At 41.5% G+C, this 20,396-nt stretch carries 9 protein-coding genes; 8 read left to right on the top strand and 1 reads right to left on the bottom strand.

Translation table 11 applies throughout. The annotated features are described in order from the left end of the window. Positions 1–11: 11 nt before the first annotated feature. Positions 12–1,511 (top strand): RagB/SusD family nutrient uptake outer membrane protein, encoded by a 1,500-nt coding sequence (locus tag W7W_RS0106615; RefSeq protein WP_010663020.1) that lies wholly within the window; start codon positions 12–14, stop codon positions 1,509–1,511. A gap of 192 nt (positions 1,512–1,703) precedes the next feature. On the opposite strand, the gene W7W_RS0106620 is transcribed toward W7W_RS0106615, so the two are convergent. Next, positions 1,704–5,618: a hybrid sensor histidine kinase/response regulator transcription factor gene (locus W7W_RS0106620; RefSeq protein ID WP_010663021.1), complete on the bottom strand. Its 3,915-nt coding sequence runs from the start codon at positions 5,616–5,618 to the stop codon at positions 1,704–1,706. 908 nt (positions 5,619–6,526) lie between these two features. Between W7W_RS0106620 and W7W_RS0106635 the strand changes: the two genes are divergently transcribed. The 7 genes from W7W_RS0106635 (at position 6,527) to W7W_RS0106665 (ending at position 20,337) form a co-directional block, all read left to right on the top strand. Continuing rightward, positions 6,527–7,669, top strand: a complete 1,143-nt coding sequence (locus W7W_RS0106635; RefSeq protein WP_010663023.1) for an endo-1,4-beta-xylanase — start codon at positions 6,527–6,529, stop codon at positions 7,667–7,669. Between the two features lie 343 nt (positions 7,670–8,012). After that, positions 8,013–8,909: an alpha/beta hydrolase gene (locus W7W_RS0106640; RefSeq protein ID WP_010663024.1), complete on the top strand. Its 897-nt coding sequence runs from the start codon at positions 8,013–8,015 to the stop codon at positions 8,907–8,909. A 43-nt stretch (positions 8,910–8,952) separates the two neighbouring features. Beyond that, complete coding sequence (locus W7W_RS0106645; protein ID WP_025006882.1) at positions 8,953–10,221, top strand: glycosyl hydrolase family 8; 1,269 nt, start codon at positions 8,953–8,955, stop codon at positions 10,219–10,221. A gap of 47 nt (positions 10,222–10,268) precedes the next feature. Beyond that, entirely contained in the window at positions 10,269–12,179 is a 1,911-nt protein-coding gene (locus W7W_RS0106650) for an alpha/beta hydrolase-fold protein (RefSeq protein ID WP_010663026.1), read from the top strand. A gap of 255 nt (positions 12,180–12,434) precedes the next feature. Then, positions 12,435–14,972 carry a glycoside hydrolase family 9 protein gene (locus tag W7W_RS0106655; protein WP_010663027.1) on the top strand — a complete coding sequence of 846 codons (2,538 nt, stop codon included), beginning with the start codon at positions 12,435–12,437 and terminating at the stop codon, positions 14,970–14,972. Between the two features lie 17 nt (positions 14,973–14,989). Beyond that, complete coding sequence (locus W7W_RS0106660) at positions 14,990–16,501, top strand: alpha-N-arabinofuranosidase (RefSeq protein ID WP_010663028.1); 1,512 nt, start codon at positions 14,990–14,992, stop codon at positions 16,499–16,501. A gap of 17 nt (positions 16,502–16,518) precedes the next feature. Further along, a complete protein-coding gene (locus W7W_RS0106665) occupies positions 16,519–20,337 on the top strand; it encodes a glycoside hydrolase family 3 C-terminal domain-containing protein (RefSeq protein WP_010663029.1) in 3,819 nt (1,272 codons plus the stop codon). Positions 20,338–20,396 lie beyond the last annotated feature (59 nt).

Below are 20,396 nucleotides of genomic sequence, written 5' to 3' on the forward strand. Positions count from 1 at the left end.
AACCAATAGTTATGAAACTAAAATATATTATATCAATTCTGATTGCAGGGCTGCTGTTTTTCCCATCCTGTGACGAAGAAGGGCTTGACAAAATGAACCCTAACGGATTCACAACCAGCTCTTATTATCAGAATGGACTTCATCTTGAGAAGGCAACCAACGCAATTTATGGTCAATTCACAGGAGCTGACCTCTATGGACGGATGATAAAGTATTTATCTGCCTGCCGTTCTGATGAACATGAATCAGGCGGGCCTCAATTGGAAGTTCATAACGCCCAGCTTATTGCAGGCACATATGACAACACCATCTACACCCTGACGGGCCCATGGCAGGGATTGTACCGGATGATTCACCGCGCCAATGCTGTGATAGAGTTCGGATCGGGAATTGAAGATCCTACTTTGGATTCTGACATCAAGGAGCACCGTATCGCGGAAGCAAAATTTCTCAGGGCTTTTTGCTACTATTATCTGGTTGTTTACTGGGGTGATGTACCTCTTTATACCGAAACTGTTAAAACTGCGGATGGAGAGAAAGCAACCTCTCCGGAATCGGAAATTTATACGCTTCTTGAAACCGATTTAGGTGATATAATCCAGGTTCTGAATGTTTCTCACGATGATAACAATCTTGGCAGGGCAACAAAAGGAGCAGCCCAACTATTACTTGCCAGAGTTTTAATGCATCAGGGAAAATATGGTGCAGCTCATACCATTCTATTGGATATCTACGAGAATGGCCCATATGACCTTGTGGACAATTATGCAGAAAATTTCCGGGAAGAAACTGAATACAATGAAGAATCCATATTTGAGATCGGATTTGCAGGAAGCAACTTCAACTGGTGGGCTGATGGCAACGGCGATTCCCCGGCCGACAAAGGTCATGTGATGTTTCAGGACGTAAGCCCTGTCGGGTGGAGAAACCTGGTCCCTTCAGAAAAACTGATAAATGATTTTGAACGGGTAGCTGATGGTGATGCAAAAGATGACCCACGATTGGCCGAAACAGTGATATTTGAAGGCGACACTTATGGGCCTGACGGCGAGTTCACCTTGACTGAATCAGCATTTGGTTGGTATAAATATTCACCTATGTATAAATTAAATCCTGGTGGATATTATATATCAACCATTAATTATAGAAACATGCGTTTTGCCGAGGTACTCATAAAACTGGCAGAATGTGAAAATGAAGTTGGTACCCCTGCCAATGCTATTGCTTACTTAAACGAAATCAGGAATCGTCCCAGTGTGGATATGCCGGATTATCCGACAACAAATTATCCATGCGATTCTAAAGACCAAATCTACAGAGCAATAATGCATGAGTCACTGGTTGAATTTTCCAATGAATTATACAGGGCCGTTGAATTGGCCCGTTGGAGGAAAAACGGGAAGTTCTCTGCGCTCAATCCGGAGCCTATCGATTACATTGCAACAAACCCCAACAAAGCTATTTTACCTATTCCAAGCAACGAGGTGGATAACAATTCAAAAATTGATTAATTTTTTTCATAGCCGCAAGGTTACTTAACCCTTTCCCAATTATGAAAAAAAGCAGGGGCTGTCCAGATAGTATTGGATAGCCCCTATTTATTTTTGGAATATTTATGGCATATCAAATAATTCTCTTTTGGAATACCCCTGGAAGAATTTAAGTTATAGCTGCCTGGTCATTAAATGAATATTGACTGCGGGTCATTTTTCTCCCAGAACATCAGTAGGTGATCTCCCGTAAAACTTTTTGAAGGCGTAGCTAAAGTATGCCACACTGGTAAAACCTGATTTTTCACTCACTTCAGTTACATTATACGCTCCCGATTGCAATAATCCCAATGCATAGTTATGCCGGACAGACCTAATAAAATCAGAAGGAGATTGGTCGGTAAGTATTTTTACTTTTTTGTAAAGCAATGAAGGACTGACATTCATTTCGGATGCAAATTCCTCTTTGCCAAACTTTAAGTTGGTAATATTTGATCTGACAACCTCCAGAGCTCTCTTTATAAATTTGTCATTAAGCTCGTTATTGAACAGAGGTGCTTCGTTTTTAAAATCAACTATTTTCAAGGCCTTGTCTTTGACCGTTTTGCGGTTTAATACAATTGATTTTATTCTCCCCTTAAGCAAATTAACATCAAATGGCTTAGCTAAATATGCATCCGCACCCAGACCTAATCCTTTCAACTGCAAAGCATTTGTGGTAAAAGCTGTAAGCAAAACAACCGGAATATGGGAAGTTTCAAAATCACTCTTTATCCTTTTACACAATTCAAAACCATCCATCCCCGGCATCATTATATCCGACACCACAATATCCGGGTGCTTATCCTGCACAATTCCCAGAGCTTCTTTCCCGTCATTGGCAGTAAATACATGATACTCATCTCTCATGGAAAGTTCAAGAAAGTTTCTCAACTTCACGTTATCCTCAACAATCAGAATCGTCATCAATTTAGGATCTGTTCCACCATCAACAATCAAACCTTCATTTTCTGAGGCATCAAATGACACATACGGATAAGGCAGATTATCAAACCCATTACCAGTGTCCGGAAGGCTCTTTGACCTTCTTTTTATGGGAATTTGAATTGTAAAAACAGACCCCTCATTCTCTTTGCTTTCGAAACGGACTTTCCCACCATGCATCTCGGTATAACTCTTTATCATTAACATCCCGATTCCTGAACCAACAGCTCCTGAATTTATAGCATTCTCACTTCGATAAAATTCCTTAAACAATTGTTTTTGTCCCTTTGGACTTATACCAATGCCATTATCGGCAACACTTAGAAACCAACATCTTCGGTTATGCCATATATTTATCTGTACATTTCCATCTTTATGTGAATATTTAATCGCATTGGACAGCAAGTTGTCAACCACTTTCTCTATCATATTCGCATCTACTCCTGTAGAAAAATGTTTCTTATCTGTAACCACCGATAAATTTATATTTCTTTGTTGGGCAAAAGATTCAAACATAATAACCCTATGTTCAACCAATTGCGCGACATTTACCATATGAAGATTCACCTGTGCTTTTCCTTTATCGATTTTTTGAAAATCGATTAGCTGTGTTGCTGCATTTAACAGATTCTTTACCTGCTCATTAGCCAGAGAAATAAAATGCTTTGCTCTGGGTGAGAATCCGGATTCTTTTGCAATTTCTTCAAAAGGACCGCTAATCAATGTGAGCGATGTCCTCAGCTCGTGAGCAGCGTTCGTGAAAAAACGGATCTTCTCCCTGGAATGCAGTTGCTGAATCAAATTGATATGGTAACGGAAAATAAAATAAAACGCTCCAACTACGAATAACACAAGAACAATATAAAACCACAAGGTACTCCAGTATGCGGGCTTTATCACAATATCCAGGCGCCTTTCATCAATAACATCAGACAAAGAGTTATTTAACATTCGTACTTTCAGCTCATACTTTCCATCGGCCAGGTTTGCAAATGAAAACATCCTGTTGGATGCAGGCCTGCTCCAGTTCTCATCCAATCCTTCCAGTTTCCACGTTAATTTTGTATGCGGTTCGGAAACACCTACAGGCAACAATTCAACAGTCAGAGTATTCTTGTTGTAGGGAAGCACTATTTCCTGAAGACTATCAACCGGAACGGTCAAGTCATAAACAGAACTGTCTCTTATGGTGCGACCTGCAATCAATATATCCTGAAAATATATTTTCCCATCTAAACTTTGTTCCTCACCAATATCATCAGGATTAAACATGAGTACCCCTTGATTTGTACCCAGAATTAAGTCCCCGGATGAATTCACAATGCCGGCATCCTGATTAAAAATGACATTGGCAAGGGCTAAATTCGACGAATAAGAAAAAACTTTGCCGGCTTCGGGAGAAAAACGACACAAACCGGCTTCAGTTCCGAGAAACAAACAATCTTTCACCCGAATAATATTATTGACAAAATTACTGGAAAGACCATCTATCTCAGCGTATTCATCCTCCACTACCCTTTCTTCAACATTAAATTTCAGTAACCCTCTGCCGCTAGTGGCACACCATGCGACTTCATCATCTATCAGAATATCATGAACAATATATCCATCCAATAGCACATCTACCGTCCCGTCCTTTTTATCCACAGAGATCAACCCGTAGGGCACTCCCATAAGCATCTTGTCGTCGGAGTACTCTGCGTTTACATAAACAGGCTGAGTTTCAAATTCATTGATCTCATCTGTCTCAATATCATAACGCACAATATTCTCAACGATTCCTGCAATCCAGATATTACCATCACTATCTGTTGTAATATCAAAAATACAATTTCCAAGATTATCAAACCATTTAATTTCATTTCCTGTTTCTCTGTCAAACAAAAAGACACCACTTTCCCAGGTGCCCGCCCACATTCGTCCCTTCTTATCTTCAGTAATTGAAAGGAATACGCATGACTCTGCGGACTTACTCTCATAAAAAAAGTTTCTCCATCTGTTCTGTGCGACGTTCCATCTGCTAAGACCATTATTGGTCGCAAACCAGACATCCCCACGGCTGTCTTCATAAACGTCATTCACAAAGTCATTTACAAGAGAATTAGTCCTGTTAATCTGGTGTTTGATATGCTGAATACTCTGAGGGGTTTGTTCGAAAAAAGAAACTCCCCCGCTAAATGTACAAACCCAAATACGATTCTTATTGTCTTTGTAAATATCATATACACCGTTACCATTGAGAGATTCCGGATTATCAATATCCTCCCGGTGAATATTAAGCACCCTGGTTCCTTTTCTGTTAAGTTCCCACAAACCATGACCATCGTATCCCAGCAAAATAGTGCTATCGGTATTGGCTTCTATGGCCATGGCGGGTTGAGCCGGCAAATTATCAATCTCCACCGGAATTAACCGATCGAACCTGACATCATAATAATAAACTTTTCCGATAGTTGTTCCAATCCACAACTGCCCTGTTTTTTCATGAAAATAAAACTGCGATATTTCGAATAATTTTTCGTTTTCTATGGTTAACAGACGATCTGTTTCTCCTGATGTTGAATTTACAATAGTTAGATTGCCTGAATGTCCATGAAAAAAATACTCATCATCATACCATTCAACAAAATGATCCTTCTCGCTGGTTTCACTAATTAATTGAACTCCCTCTCCATCAGAATATTTATACAAGCCAAATGTTGCCGCGATATAAAACGAGGAATCATTACACAACAAAGCATCGCTAACAACAAGACGCTCATTCTTTAAAAACACTCTTAAATCAAACAGGAATTCAAAACGGTCAAATACCGAATCATATTTAAAAAACTGACCATTATTGGTATAGGCAAACAGTTTCGAATTCCTGAATAGCAACTTAACACTAATCACATTGGCGGTAACATATGGCAGATCATATTGTCGTTCATCATCTTCAGTAAAACGAAAAACCCCGGATTTAGAAGAGACCCACATAAATCCGTTATCATCTTCACAAACAGAATTTGCCCCGATAATTGAGATACCATGAATATCGCTGACATTATAAAACACACGGTTCCCATTGTCGGCCAACAAATCTGTTCCTGTAATTAGTAAAAGGAAAAAAAATATCAAGGAAAGGAAAAAATAATTCTTGCTCATCTGCAGATAATCTTTGCCTTGATTAACGATTCTAAAAAACCGATGAAATAATACAATTTCATATCCCCTAACCCTTTCTGCATCTTAATTCTCATATCAAGGCTATTGTTAAAACTTAAAATTTGGTCTCGCAGACAGAAAAATAAAAGCAAAATAGATGAATGCTACTTTCAAACGAACTAACCGGAACTATTCCTGAATTACCTGTTACGATGTTTAACGAACAGCTAAATACAACCTTTCTGAACAAAATAAATCATTATTTTCTCCTTCAATTTTTTGCGGTTACCCATATTTACAAGCATTTGAACATCTCATGGCGAAGACTTATGAATAGAAAAGACCTCCCAAAATCGAAGCTTTATGCTTTAAGAGAAATACATAATGCTCCTTGGACTAATTAAGATTGTTCGTTAAATTAAGGATCAATACAATAATACCTAATCAAAAGTATTTAATTCTGTTTTAATAATCAATATAAACTTAAATTAAATGTTGTTTTTACTTTTTATTAGATCAAAAATCATTTCAATTACATTTATTACAGAGACTTACTCTTATAAAAGAAGGATTTTGAAACCACTCCTTATCACTTTTTAATTCCTGCATTATATCTGGTTTTTAAAATCAAATATCCAGAATCAAAACTCCCTTGAATCAAACTTGCCTATTTTTGTTAACAAAGGGCATCAATAAATTTTCAACCATTAACATTCTGAAATAAACCAATCTACAAAATCCTTGTCCAACCTGAAGATTGAAACCTGACGAATTGAAAATTGATGTACCCGCCAAAAAAAAACGTATTACTACAACCATTAAAAATTGCATAAATTTTTGAAAACAGTTTCTGTCCTGATCTATTCATAAATCTGGCTAAGAAACCTAATAATTAAAACCTTAGAAACATGACAAAACGAAACTCTCTCTATTTTGCGAGCATTTTTCTGGCCGCTATTTTTTTGCTTTCATGCAACAGAACAGAACAGCGCGATCCGGTGTCACTAAAGGAAGCTTTTAAACCAAAATTCCACATTGGGACAGCTCTTAATGCACGTCAGGTAATGGGGCATGACTCCGCCACCATGAAAGTGGTAAAAAAGCACTTTAACTCCATCGTTGCAGAAAACTGCATGAAAAGTGGCATGATTCAAAGGGAGGAAGGAAAATTTAACTTTGAATTACCAGATCAGTTTGTGAAATTTGGTGAGGAAAACGATATGTTCATCATCGGACATACACTCATCTGGCACTCCCAGGCTCCCCGCTGGTTTTTCACGGATGAGGATGGGAATGATGTTTCCAGGGAAATACTTATCGAAAGAATGAAAAACCACATTTCCACCGTTGTGGGTCGCTACAAAGGCAGGGTAAATGGTTGGGATGTGGTGAATGAAGCCATTCTGGATGATGGCTCTTACCGCAAAAGTAAATTCTACGAAATCATTGGTGAAGATTTCATCAAACTGGCATTCCAATTTGCCCACGAAGCAGACCCTGAGGCAGAGCTTTATTACAACGACTACTCCATGGCAGTTCCGGGAAAAAGAAACGGGGTGGTAAAAATGGTGCAGAAATTACAGGAACAAGGAGTAAAAATTGATGCCATAGGTATGCAGGGGCATATTGGATTGGATTATCCGGAGGTTCAGGAATTTGAAAACAGCATAAAAGCTTATTCCGATCTTGGTGTTAAGGTAATGGTAACAGAACTGGATCTGTCTGTCCTTCCCATGCCCGACTGGGGAGCAGGTGCAGAAATTTCCACAGATTATGAATACCAAAAGGAACTCAACCCCTACACAGAAGGTCTCCCGGATTCTGTAAATGTGCTTTTTGAAAAACGTTATCTCGATTTTTTTAATCTTTTCCTTAAACATCAAGATGTTATTTCAAGAGTAACGCTATGGGGGGTAAATGACAACAACTCCTGGAAAAACAATTGGCCCGTGCGGGGAAGAACCGACTACCCCCTGTTATTTGATCGGAATAATGAACCAAAACCTGTCGTGGATAAAATAATACAGGAAGCTTTAACAAAAGATCGTTAGATTTTTTGAAGTTAGAGGTTAGTGACCAAAAAGGCAGAAGTTTAAGAGGCAGAAGAAATAATATTGACCCAAAAGCCATCTTTCAACATTCTAAAGAAAGTATTGCCTGAATTGTAGCAAATACTCCCCCGCCTCTCATTTTTGGTTGCGATGCGACCAGGAATGAGAGACGGCGTGGGAGAAATCTCAAAACCCGTGGGATTGCCCTGAATTATTGCTCGCAGGCTTCCGTCTGTTACACTTTACCATGCTCGTTTCATACCGTATTCGACGAACGTAATGATGCACAACAGAACTAAATACAATAATTAAAGGCTGATACAGAACCAAAATCACGACACATATGAATCATTCCGGAAGAATAGGATTTCTGCTTCTCCTTGCTTCGCTTTTAGCACCAGTCAAGGCCCAGGATATTATCGAACTCAACACAGGAACCATACTTGATGTTGAACATGATGTCACTTATTCCAAAAACCAACATGGATTAATAACCGAGGTTATTTCTCCATCGATGGAGATGTATTTTCCAACAACAAACAACGACGATCTCTGTCCTGCAGTCATCATTTGTCCCGGAGGTGGTTACAGCGTCATTGTTTATGAGGGCGAAGGTATTTCAACGGCAAAAGAAATGGCGGAAAACGGCATTGCAGCTTTTGTTTTAAAATACCGGTTGCCCGGCTCATCTGCCGATGACAGAAAAAACTTACCGTTAAAAGATGCCCAGCAAGCCATTAAAATCGTCAGAGAAAATGCCTCAAAATGGAATATTAACCCGGAAAAAATCGGAGTCATGGGTTTTTCCGCAGGAGGACATTTGGCATCAACCTTAGCGACTCATTATCGTCCCATCATCGACAATCCGGAAAACACAAGTCTGCGCCCTGACTTTCAAGTATTGGTTTACCCTGTCATCAGCATGCAGGACAGTCTCACCCATCAGGGCTCCAGAAACCAGCTTTTAGGCGATACCCCAACCACGGAAGATATACGCAATTTTTCATCCGAACTACAGGTGGACAGCAATACACCTCCTGCATATATTACACATGCAACTGACGATGTTGTAGTGGATGTGGATAACACCATCTTCTATTTCGAACAATTAAGACATCATAAGGTACCTGTGGAAATGCACATCTATCAGAAGGGTAATCATGGCTTCATTTTCAAACATAAAACCTGGACTGTCCCACTCTTTGAATGGATGGAAAATTCTGGATTTCTCACCAATTAATGGATTATACAACAACCAGTTTATTACAATTAAACTCCATATAATGAACACACTACATCAAATCCAACTTCCAAAAATCTTTTTGGCATTGATGCTTTGCTTTTCACTGTTCTCCGCTTCTTTATTCGGACAAAAACAAAGCAATACCAGAAATCTGTTTTTGGAAGCCGGATACAGTCAGGACGAAATTGACAAAAAGGTACAAAAAGCTTATTACGATCTGTTCGAGGGGCCCAATCCCATCTATTTCGAAGTTGGCGACTCCATGGGTTACGTATCAGACATCAAAAATCACGATGTTCGCACCGAAGGAATTTCGTATGGAATGATGGTCGCCGTGCAACTGGACAAAAAAGAGGTATTCGACCGCATTTGGCGATGGTCAAAAAAATACCTCCAGCATCAGGAAGGACCCAGAAAGGGCTATTTTGCATGGAGCTATGACCCGGAAAAAATGAAAATCAACTCACCGGGAAGTGCATCAGACGGAGAGTTCTATTTTGTAACAACTCTGCTACTTGCCTCCAATCGCTGGGGAAATGACACCGGCATTGATTATTATGCTGAAGCCAGAAACATATTGGATGCCATGTGGGAAAAAGACGGAACCGGAAACATCCATAACATCATCAATGTGGAGCACAAGCAAATCTCTTTTGTTCCTGAAGGGCATGGCTACAACTGGACCGATCCCTCTTATCATGTACCTGCCTTTTATGAAATATGGGCAGAATACGCCAACGACGGTCGGGAGAAGTTCTACCGTGACTGTGCAGATACATCCCGGGTGTTTCTGCGCCGTGCCTGCCACCCTGTAACAGGATTGAATTCAGATTACACAGAGTTCAGCGGAGAACCTCATCCGACACCCTGGATGAAACCCGGTTTTCGTTATGACTCATGGCGTGTTCCGATGAATATTGCCATGGATTATATGTGGTATGGAAAAGATAAAGAATGGCAGGAAGATTATGCTCAACGATTCCAGAACTTCCTAAGATCGGAGGGAATGGATTCTTTTAAAGGTCAATACAACCTGGATGGCTCCGAACCTGAATGGATTCTTCCGGCAGGTGATTATGCCCCCAAATTACGACATTCACTGGGGTTAATATCCACAGCTGCTACTGCCTCACTCATCAACATCAATAACAACAAAAACAGTATGGATTTTGTCCATAAACTATGGAATGAAAAATTGGAACCTTATGAGGATGGCTACTTTGATCCCTACTATGACGGACTTCTATACCTGTTCAGTCTAATGCATTTAAGTGGTAAATATCAGATTATTACTCCTTCTCAGAACTAACAATCCCATTAACGCACTAATATTCTAACTACCAAAACCTTACATCAATGAAGAATATTTTCTTATCCGTCTGTTTTCTGCTCGTGCAATTCTCTTTTGCCCAAAGCCCCGTTAAGCCGGCATCAACAGGCTTTGACATTGTCAGCCCCGGAATATCTCACGGCAAAACCGATACCATTACCTACACCTCGAAAACTGTGGGGAATGATAGAAATGCCCTGATTTACACGCCCCCGGGTTTCGACAAGAGTAAGAAGTACCCGGTTCTTTATTTGCTTCACGGCATCGGCGGTGATGAATTTGCCTGGACCAACAATGGAAATGCCGGGACCATTTTGGATAACCTGTATGCAAAAAGCAAATTAGAACCCATGATTGTGGTTATGCCCAATGGCCGGGCCATGCAAAACGACCGCGCCGAAGGCAATATTTTCAGTCCTGAACGGGTGGAAGCATTTGCCACATTTGAAAGAGATCTGATCAACGATCTGATTCCTTATATTGAAATGAATTTTCCGGTAAAGAAAGACCGCCAAAACAGAGCCATAGCAGGGCTTTCCATGGGCGGAGGCCAATCCCTCAATTTCGGACTCGGCAATCTTGACAAATTTGCCTGGGTGGGCGGGTTTTCATCTGCCCCTAATACACAAAAACCAACAGAACTAATTCCGGATCCTGCCAAATTGAAAAGTGACCTCAATCTGTTATGGCTTTCATGCGGGGATAAAGACAACCTGATTCCCGTCACCGGAAATATTCATGATTATCTGAATGAATCAGATGTTCCACACATCTATTATGTTGATCATGGATACCATGATTTCAATGTTTGGAAAAACAGCTTGTTTATGTTTTCCCAACTACTTTTCAAACCTGTGGAAGAAGCACATTTCGATGACATAAGCAATGTGGGAAGTCCTGCAGAAACCAGTATTCGTTCATCAGAATATCCTAAAGTTCATCCTGATGGAACTGCTGCTTTCCAAATTAAAGCACCCGAAGCTGAGAAAATTCAGCTGGATCTGGGACGAAAATATGACATGAATAAAACCGAAGAGGGCATCTGGCAGGTAACCACAGATTCCCTGGGAGAAGGGTTTCATTACTATTCCCTGATTATTGACGGAGTGGCTGTGGCCGATCCTGCCAGTGAAACCTTTTACGGCATGGGCCGCATGGCCAGTGGCATCGAAGTCCCTTTTAAAGGAGACGATTACTACACCATCAAAAATGTCCCTCACGGGGATATTCGCATTAAACGTTACTATTCTAAAATTACCAACAGCTGGCGAGAATTTTACATGTACACGCCTCCCGGGTACGAAAAAACAGATCAGAAATACCCGGTGCTCTATCTCATGCATGGCGGCGGTGAAGATCAACGGGGATGGACCACTCAAGGCAAAACGGATATCATCCTCGATAACCTGATTGCTGAAGAAAAAGCCGAACCCATGATCATTGTAATGGTGGATGGCAACATTCCTGCCCCGACATTTGGAGAATCTTCACTTATTCTTTTCGAAAAAGAACTTACGGAAGCAGTTATTCCTTTTGTAGAAAACAACTACAGAACTAAACCCGGTGCCGAAAACCGTGCTCTCGCCGGATTGTCCATGGGCGGTATTCAAACCCTTTATGCCGGTATTTACAACACGGATATCGTCTCCAGTCTCGGTGTCTTCAGCTCAGGATGGATTATTGGGGCACACAACGATATCGCCGGTGCGCAATACGAGTTTATGGGTAAAAATGCCGATAAAATCAACAGCAACCTGAATCACTTCTGGATTTCAATGGGGGGCAAAGAAGACATCGCCTGGAAAAACTGCCAGGTGATGATGGCTAAGTTCGATGAACTTAACATCGATTACACTTATAGTGAGTACCCGGGAGGACATACATGGCCTGTTTGGCGCAATAATCTATACAATTTCGCACAGTTGCTTTTTAAATAGTTTCTGTCCTTAAAGTACCACTTGCGTCCCCGAAGGATCGGGGCAGGCTGTTACACTTGCCACCAAAATGCTCATTTACGATTAGTAAACTCCGTTTTTGGCGGCTTGCGCCACCGCTAAAGCTTTAGGCGGCACGCGGTCGCAAGCCTGGCAATTGGCACTTTCTGACCAGAAACAGGACTAAAAACAGATTTTGCTTAATGTATTGACGCACCCAAATTAATCTGATCCTTTTAAAAACCTAAATCTAACACAATGAATTTAAAAAAGATAAATACCCTGTTTTGTTTTCTATTGAGCTTTTTGATAATCAGCGAAACTTCATTGTTTGCACAAAAACTGACCCTCAACGAAAAGGAATATTTTGAAAAAGCCGGACTAAACGTCCTTGTTTTCAACAATGAATACAACGGTTTCTTTTTTGATGAAAAGACGGCGGGTATTGAACTCATCCATCATGGGGTCAGAACATCCACAGGTGGAGCCGTAAGATTGCAAAATACACCGGAACAATGGGATTTAATCCCCACCCTGGTCGAAAAGAATGTGGACAAAGCCAACAAAAGTATATCCTTCACACTCCGGTATGAGGTTTATAATTTTGATTCAAAGATCAATGTATCCCCGGAAGGTGATGGATTCCAAATTGTGGTATCCTTAGACCAACCGGTGCCTGAGTCATTGAAAGGACGGGCAGGCTTTAACCTTGAGTTTTTACCCTCTGCCTACTTCGAAAAGAGCTATCTGATTGACGGAAAGCCTGCCAACTTTCCGCTTTACCCCTCAGGAAACACCACCATTCAATCATCAAAAAACAAAATACCTCAGTTTGGAGGACACAATACTTTTGATGATCGCGGACTGGATGAATACATTATACCCAAGCCACTTTCGCAGGGAAAAACCCTGGTGTTGGCTCCCGAAGATCCGGAAAGATATGTAAAGATTGAATCGGAATCGGAAATAATGCTTTTCGATGGTCGCAATCTTGCACAAAACGGTTGGTTCATTGCCCGAAGCATTTTACCTGCCAACAAAACAGGAGAAGTTCTGAGATGGCATGTTGAACCAAATACTATTGAAAACTGGGTTCGCAAGCCCAATATTGGTTTTTCTCAGGCCGGATATCATCCCGATCAAAAGAAAGTTGCCGTTATTGAACTCGATCAGAATGACACTCCCATAAAAGATGCATCTATTTACAAATTAACTGCCTCAGGAGAGAAAGTAAAACATCTGACCGTTAACACCGAAAAATGGGGAAAATATCTGCGATACAACTATTTGAAAGCGGACTTCAGTTCAATTACAGAACCGGGCTTGTACTGCATCGAGTATGGTAACCAAACAACCAATACTTTCTCTGTTGATGAAAGTGCATTGAAAAATGTATGGCATCCCACATTAGATGTTTTCCTCCCGGTGCAGATGGATCACATGAAAGTAAACGAAGCCTATCTCACCTGGCACGGAGAACCTTTTAAGGATGACGCATTGCAGGCTCCCGTAAACATTGAGTTTTTTGATGGTTACAGCATGGACTCGGTAACCGATACCAAATATAAACCACTGGAGCGCATACCCGGATTGGCCGTTGGTGGCTGGTTTGATGCCGGCGATTATGATATCCAAACAGGCACACATTGTAGAACTATTCAAAGCCTCGTGGATTCATGGGAATACTTCAAGGTCAACAGAGATCAAACTTTCATTGATCAGAAAACCAGATATGTGGACATCCACCGTCCCGATGGTGATCCCGATATTCTTCAGCAAATAGAGCACGGCACACTGAATCTGGTCGCGCAAATTGAAAACATAGGGCATCCTGTCCGCGGTATTATTGTGCCCAGACTGCACCAATACCATCATCTGGGTGATGCATCAACCGAAACAGACAATCTGCCCTACAATCCGAACCTGAAACCTTACGAAACAGATGATGTAAGTTCAGGAACGCTGGACGACCGTTGGGCTTTTACCAACCGTAACTACAGACTTGACTTTTCAACGGTTGCAGCTCTCACAGCAGCCAACAGAGCACTAAAAGATTACAACAGTGAACTGGCTGAAAAATGCCTCCGTCTGGCTAAAAAACTTTATGCGGAAGCTACTGAAATAATGAAAACAGCCAAACCCGACAGATATTCACGATGGGGACGATTTAATGAAATAGCTGCAGCACTACAATTGTATATTGCCACAGGAGACAATGCTTATGCAGAGCGCTACGAGGAATTGATATGGCCTGCCCTGGAGGAATCATCAGAATGGACCCTCTCGATGGCGCTTCATGCTCTTCCTCATATGGACGAGAAATTTAAGGAGAAACTTGAAAAATACGTGGTAAAACACAAATCAGGAATCACTGAATTAGAAGCTGAAAATCCTTATGGAGTGCCGGTTTCAACCAGAGGCTGGGCTGGTAATTCAGGTGTTATAGATTGGGCAATTACTAATTATATGGCACACAAAGCATATCCCCAAATTATCGAACCAGAGCACGTGTACAGAGGACTTAATTACTTGTTTGGCTGCCATCCATATTCCAATATCTCGTTTGTGTCAGCCGTAGGAACCAAATCCAAGAAAGTTGCCTATGGAAGTAACAGGGCCGACTTTAGTTTTATTGCCGGAGGTATAGTGCCGGGGGTACTTATATTAAATCCTGATTTCCCTGAGAATAAGGAAGACTGGCCTTTCTTCTGGGGGGAGAACGAGTATATCATAGATATTGGTGCATCATATATTTACCTGGCCAATGCTGTTAACGAATTGCTGGATAAGAATTAACCCAAACCCGCAAAGCTATGAAAGTTTCTAAGAACATTTGCTTTTTCACAATAGCATTATGCTTGTTTTCAGTCAATATTCCTGCACAGGAAACTGCATTGATAAAAATTGATCCCGACCGGGAAATTGACACCATTGATCCCAATATCTACGGGGCATTTGTAGAGCCAATCCGAACGGTCGTTTACGGAAACATTTATGATCCTGGATCTCCCTTTGCCGATGAAAATGGCTTTCGGAAGGATTTTATTGACCTAATAAAAGAACTAAATGTCCGAAACGTTCGCTGGCCCGGAGGAAACTTCGTGTCAGGTTACAACTGGGAAGATGGCATTGGCCCGAAAGACCAACGGCCGGCCAAACTTGATCTGGCATGGAAGCAAATTGAAACCAACCAGATGGGAACCGACGAATATGCTAAATTCTGCAGTCTCATCGGTGCCGATAATTTTTTGTGCATCAACGGCGGAACAGGCACACTGGATGATGCACGCAACTGGGTAGAGTATTGCAACTATGAAAAAGGGACGTATTATTCAGACCTGCGAAGAAAATATGGCAATGAAGAGCCTTTCAATGTAAAATACGTAGGCCTTGGAAATGAGATAGACGGGCCCTGGCAGATGGGACAAAAATCAGCCGAAGATTATTGCAAATTCGCACTGGAAGCCGGAAAACTTATCGCACTTATTGATGAAGACATTAAACTCGTTGCTTCAGGCTCTTCACTTTACCGCCCCGGAAACAAGTGGGTTGATTGGAATGAATATGTACTGGATCAAATGGTGGGTAAAATTGACTACATCTCGATACACCGATATGCCAGCGAAGCCCTTCCGGGAGGCAGAGAAAACGATGTTTTTTCGGATCACATGTCACTCGGGCTGGAAATAGACGAGAAAATAGAAACCACACAGGCTTCTATTGAAAAAGCAATGGTAAAATCCGAATCGGAGCGACCGGTTTATATCTCCTTTGATGAGTATTCACCCGGTTTTGGAGGGATTAGAAGTTCTTTATTGCTTGCCCAACACCTGAACTCTTTCATCCGGCATGCCGACATTGTTAAAATGGCCAACATCACCATGATTACAGCTCTAACCGGAAATTCGCCCAAAGGTGTCTTCAAAAACTCCCTGTTCCACACATTCAATCTCTACTCCAACAATGCGCTGGGAACTGCCCTGGATGTTTATACCGATGCGCCATCTTATGACAATGAAATATTTGACAACATCCCCTATTTGGACGTAACAGCAATATATAACGAGTCGGAAAAGAAAGTAATTGTGAATGTGGTAAACAGGCACGAGACTGATGGAATCAGGACAAAGATCGACTTACAAGCAGGCAGCTACACTGGCAAAGCCAAAATCAACTTAATTAATGCCGAAAATCTGGATGCCAGAAACACCTTTGACAAATCTCCCGTTTCGGTTGAAACCAAACAAATTACCTTTAAAGGAAATGTCATTAAACATACTTTTCCTGCGCATTCATTCACTCAAATAGAAATCGCGACGAAATAGTCTTCTAATTTTTTGTCATGCAACATACAATAACAAAACTGATTCTTCTAAGCATTGTCGGTGTTTCCATTATGGCTTTCATCCCCGGCGGGGAGCATAGTCAAAAGCCCATATACCTGAACACCGCCTATTCATTCGAAGAAAGGGCAGCTGACCTGGTTTCGCGGATGACTCCGGAAGAAAAACAAAGTCAGTTTGGCAACACCATGCCTGCCATCCCGCGACTGGGTGTCAATGGATACAATTTCTGGGGCGAGGCTCTGCACGGAATAATGGGCCGGAATAATAACAGCGGTATGACCGCCACCTCATTCCCCAATAGCGTAGCAGCAGGTGCTACCTGGGATCCTGAATTGATTAAGCGGGAAACCGAAGTCATATCGGATGAGGCCCGTGGATTCAACCATGATTTGATTTTCACTCTTACTTACTGGTCGCCCGTCATTGAACCCGCCAGAGATCCGCGTTGGGGCAGAACTGCCGAAACATTTGGTGAAGACCCGTTCCTGGTATCGGAAATCGGAAAAGGATTTATTCAGGGCATGATGGGTGATGACCCCCGATATCTAAAAACGGTGCCCTGTGGCAAACATTATCTGGCCAACAACACAGAGTTTAATCGGCATTCCGGTAGTTCCGAACTGGATCAAAGGGACATGTATGAATACTACCTACTCCCCTACCGGACCCTCATTCGCGATTACAACCTTCCGTCTATAATGACCTCTTACAATGCAGTCAACGGAGTTCCTGTGTCAGCCAGTAAGTTTCTGGTCGATACCATTGCCCGGAAATTATATGGTCTGGATGGATACGTTACCAGCGACTGTGGTGCCATCGACGATATTGTCAGAGGACATCACTATGCCGACAATTACACAGAAGCCGCTGCAATGGGGATTAGCTCAGGCGTAGATATCGACTGTGGAGGGGTTTATCAAAATAATGCACTTAAAGCGTTGGAAGCGGGATTAATTACACAGGGCGAATTAGATAAAGCACTGATTAACATTTTCACAACAAGAATGCGAACCGGAGAATTTGATCCAAAAGGAATGGTTCCCTATGCAGGCATCAAACCTCATAAAGTCAATGATCCTTCGCATCATGATCTGGCCATTGAAATAGCAACAAAAACACCTGTATTACTGAAAAACAATAATGTAGCAAATACAGAAAAAAAAGCGTTGCCTATCGATTTATCCAAAATCAAAAAAATAGCTGTATTAGGCCCTCAGGCTGATCTGGTAGAATTGGGAGATTATTCAGGCCCTGTAGAACCTGATTTAAGAATAACTCCCCTGGCCGGAATTCAAAATTACATCAAGAAACACAACCTAAACACAGAAGTTGTCTCGACTTCAGGTGGAAACACTTCAAAAAAAACAGACTTTTATACGATTTCAGGGTTTTCAATGGTAACTACCGATGGCAACATCAAAGAATATGATGCCACAAAATTTGACAAATCAGCCAAAGGAGTGATTGCTTCCGAGCGTTTCGGTCAATCGGCTGTAAGAGGAATTAAAGACGGTGACTGGACTTTGTACGAAAATATTGACATTACAAATATTGACTCCATCCGTTTTAACATGACCATTGCGGAAGAAGGTGGATTGCTTGAAGTGCGTGTTGGGTCTGCAATCGGAAATGTGTTGGCATCTCAGGAAATTGTTTCCGGCAACCAGGAAAGTAACAATTCATGGTTCCGAAGACCCGAAACAGTGCCGGTAAAAATCAACACTCTTGGAATAACAGGCCCGCAAACACTGGTATTCGTTTATCATGAGCCCGAGCCTGATGGGGCTGATCAGGAAACACTTGATATGGCAGCTTCTGCCGATGTTGCCATAGTATTTGTCGGAACCGACCAATCCACCGGAAGAGAAGAGTCCGATCGTTTCTCTATTACCCTTCCCGGTAATCAGAATGAGGTAATTAAAGCTGTGGCTGATGCCAACCCCAATACCATTGTGGTAATGCAAACGATGGGGATGGTAGAAGTTGAAGAGTTTAAAAACCATCCCAATATCAAAGGTATTATCTGGACAGGATACAACGGCCAGGCACAGGGAACGGCGATGGCAAAAATCCTCTTTGGCGATGTCAATCCGGGAGGAAAACTAAATGTCACCTGGCATAAATCACTCAGTGATCTGCCTGACTTCAACGATTACACCCTGAGAAAAGGAGAAGAAAACAATGGAAGAACTTACTGGTATTTCGGTGACGAAGTCTCCTATGAGTTTGGCTTTGGCCTCTCCTACACCACTTTTGAATACAGCAATTTTGCCATAAGTCGCAGCCACATTACACCCAACGATAAAATCACGATTAGCGTGGATGTGAAAAACACGGGCAAAGTTGATGGTGATGAAATAGTGCAGGTTTATGTAAAAACACCTGACAGTCCGGCATCACTGAACAGACCGATTAAAAGGCTGAAAGGTTTCAAACGGATTACCATTCCTAAAAGCCAGGTTAAAAGAGTCCACATTGATATCGATTGCAAAGACCTTTGGTTTTGGGATGCTGAGAATAATCAAATTACTTTTGATCAGGGAAAATACATTTTTGAAATCGGGGCTTCTTCAAGAGATATTAAAGGCAAAGTAGAGGCTACAATGAAAGGCAGTTACAAACCTGAACTTGTCAATGTTGTTGCTGAAAGCGATAAAGTTGTTTTGAAACCGGGAGACATAATCCAAACCAACGTAACTGCTGCAATGTCCGACGACAGTTTCTACAACATTAACAAAGCCAACGTTAAATACAGAAGTAATAATCCTGAAGTGATTAGCGTTGACCAAAAAGGTGACGTAACAGCGACCGGAGTTGGTGTTGCATCAGTATTTGCAGATGTCACCATTGATGGCAAAACAGTATCCGACAGTTACCCGGTGAAAGTGATGCCTGATTTAACACCAGGATCCATTTCTGTAGATGGTAATATCATTCCGGAGTTTAACCAGGATGTGAAAGCTTACAGCTACCTGCTCAAAAAAGGATCAAAACCGCCAAAAGTAAAGGCGTCAGCGGCCAGTGACCAAATAAGAGTAGATATTCAACAAGCAAAAGAGATTCCCGGAACAGCCGTGGTTACGTTCGTTGATGACATCACACTGGAAAGAAATATTTACTATATGAATTTTGATGTGAAATCTGTCAGTGATGAGTTTAACGACTCTGAGATTGGTTCCCAATGGGAATGGTTACGCGAAAATCCCTCTACTCACTCCCTTTTGAAAAAAGATGGAGCACTTACCATTACAAGTGAAATTGGTGGGGTCGCGGAAAACACCAACAATGCAAAAAATATTCTGTTGCAAAGTGCCAATTCCGACTGGGCGATAGAAACGAAACTGGTGGGATCGAGAATGCCTTCCCAGCCTGAAAACGCGGGAATCATTGTTTATCAGGATGATGAAAATTTCATTAAACTGGTACACAGGGCAGTAATCAAGACTACCCGCATCAGAGAACCTCAACCGGGAACCATCGATCTGGTAATGGAAGAAAACGATATTTCCAAATCGCTGGCATCCTTTAAACTCGAAGAGCCTGTGACAGGAAGTAATGAACTGATTCTTAAACTAAGAAAAAAAGGCAGTATCTACACCGCCTATTATTCTGTGGATAACGGTGAAATCTTTGAGAAACTGGGAACAGCCGATCTCCTGCTCAAAGATATCAGAGCAGGATTGATGGTGGCAGACGGTATCATATCCAATTATATGAAAAGTACATTCTGGTTTGATTCTGATACCACCAAGCCGGACACACCCTTTGATGTTTCGTTCGATTATTTTCGAATTGAATCCAATGGAAATAAGTAGTGTCTGTCCATAAGATACCACTTGCCGCATCAAACTTGCCGGCAGGAGATTAGATGTAA

It is taken from the genome of Marinilabilia salmonicolor JCM 21150 (assembly GCF_000259075.1).
GTDB classification, from domain to species: domain Bacteria; phylum Bacteroidota; class Bacteroidia; order Bacteroidales; family Marinilabiliaceae; genus Marinilabilia; species Marinilabilia salmonicolor.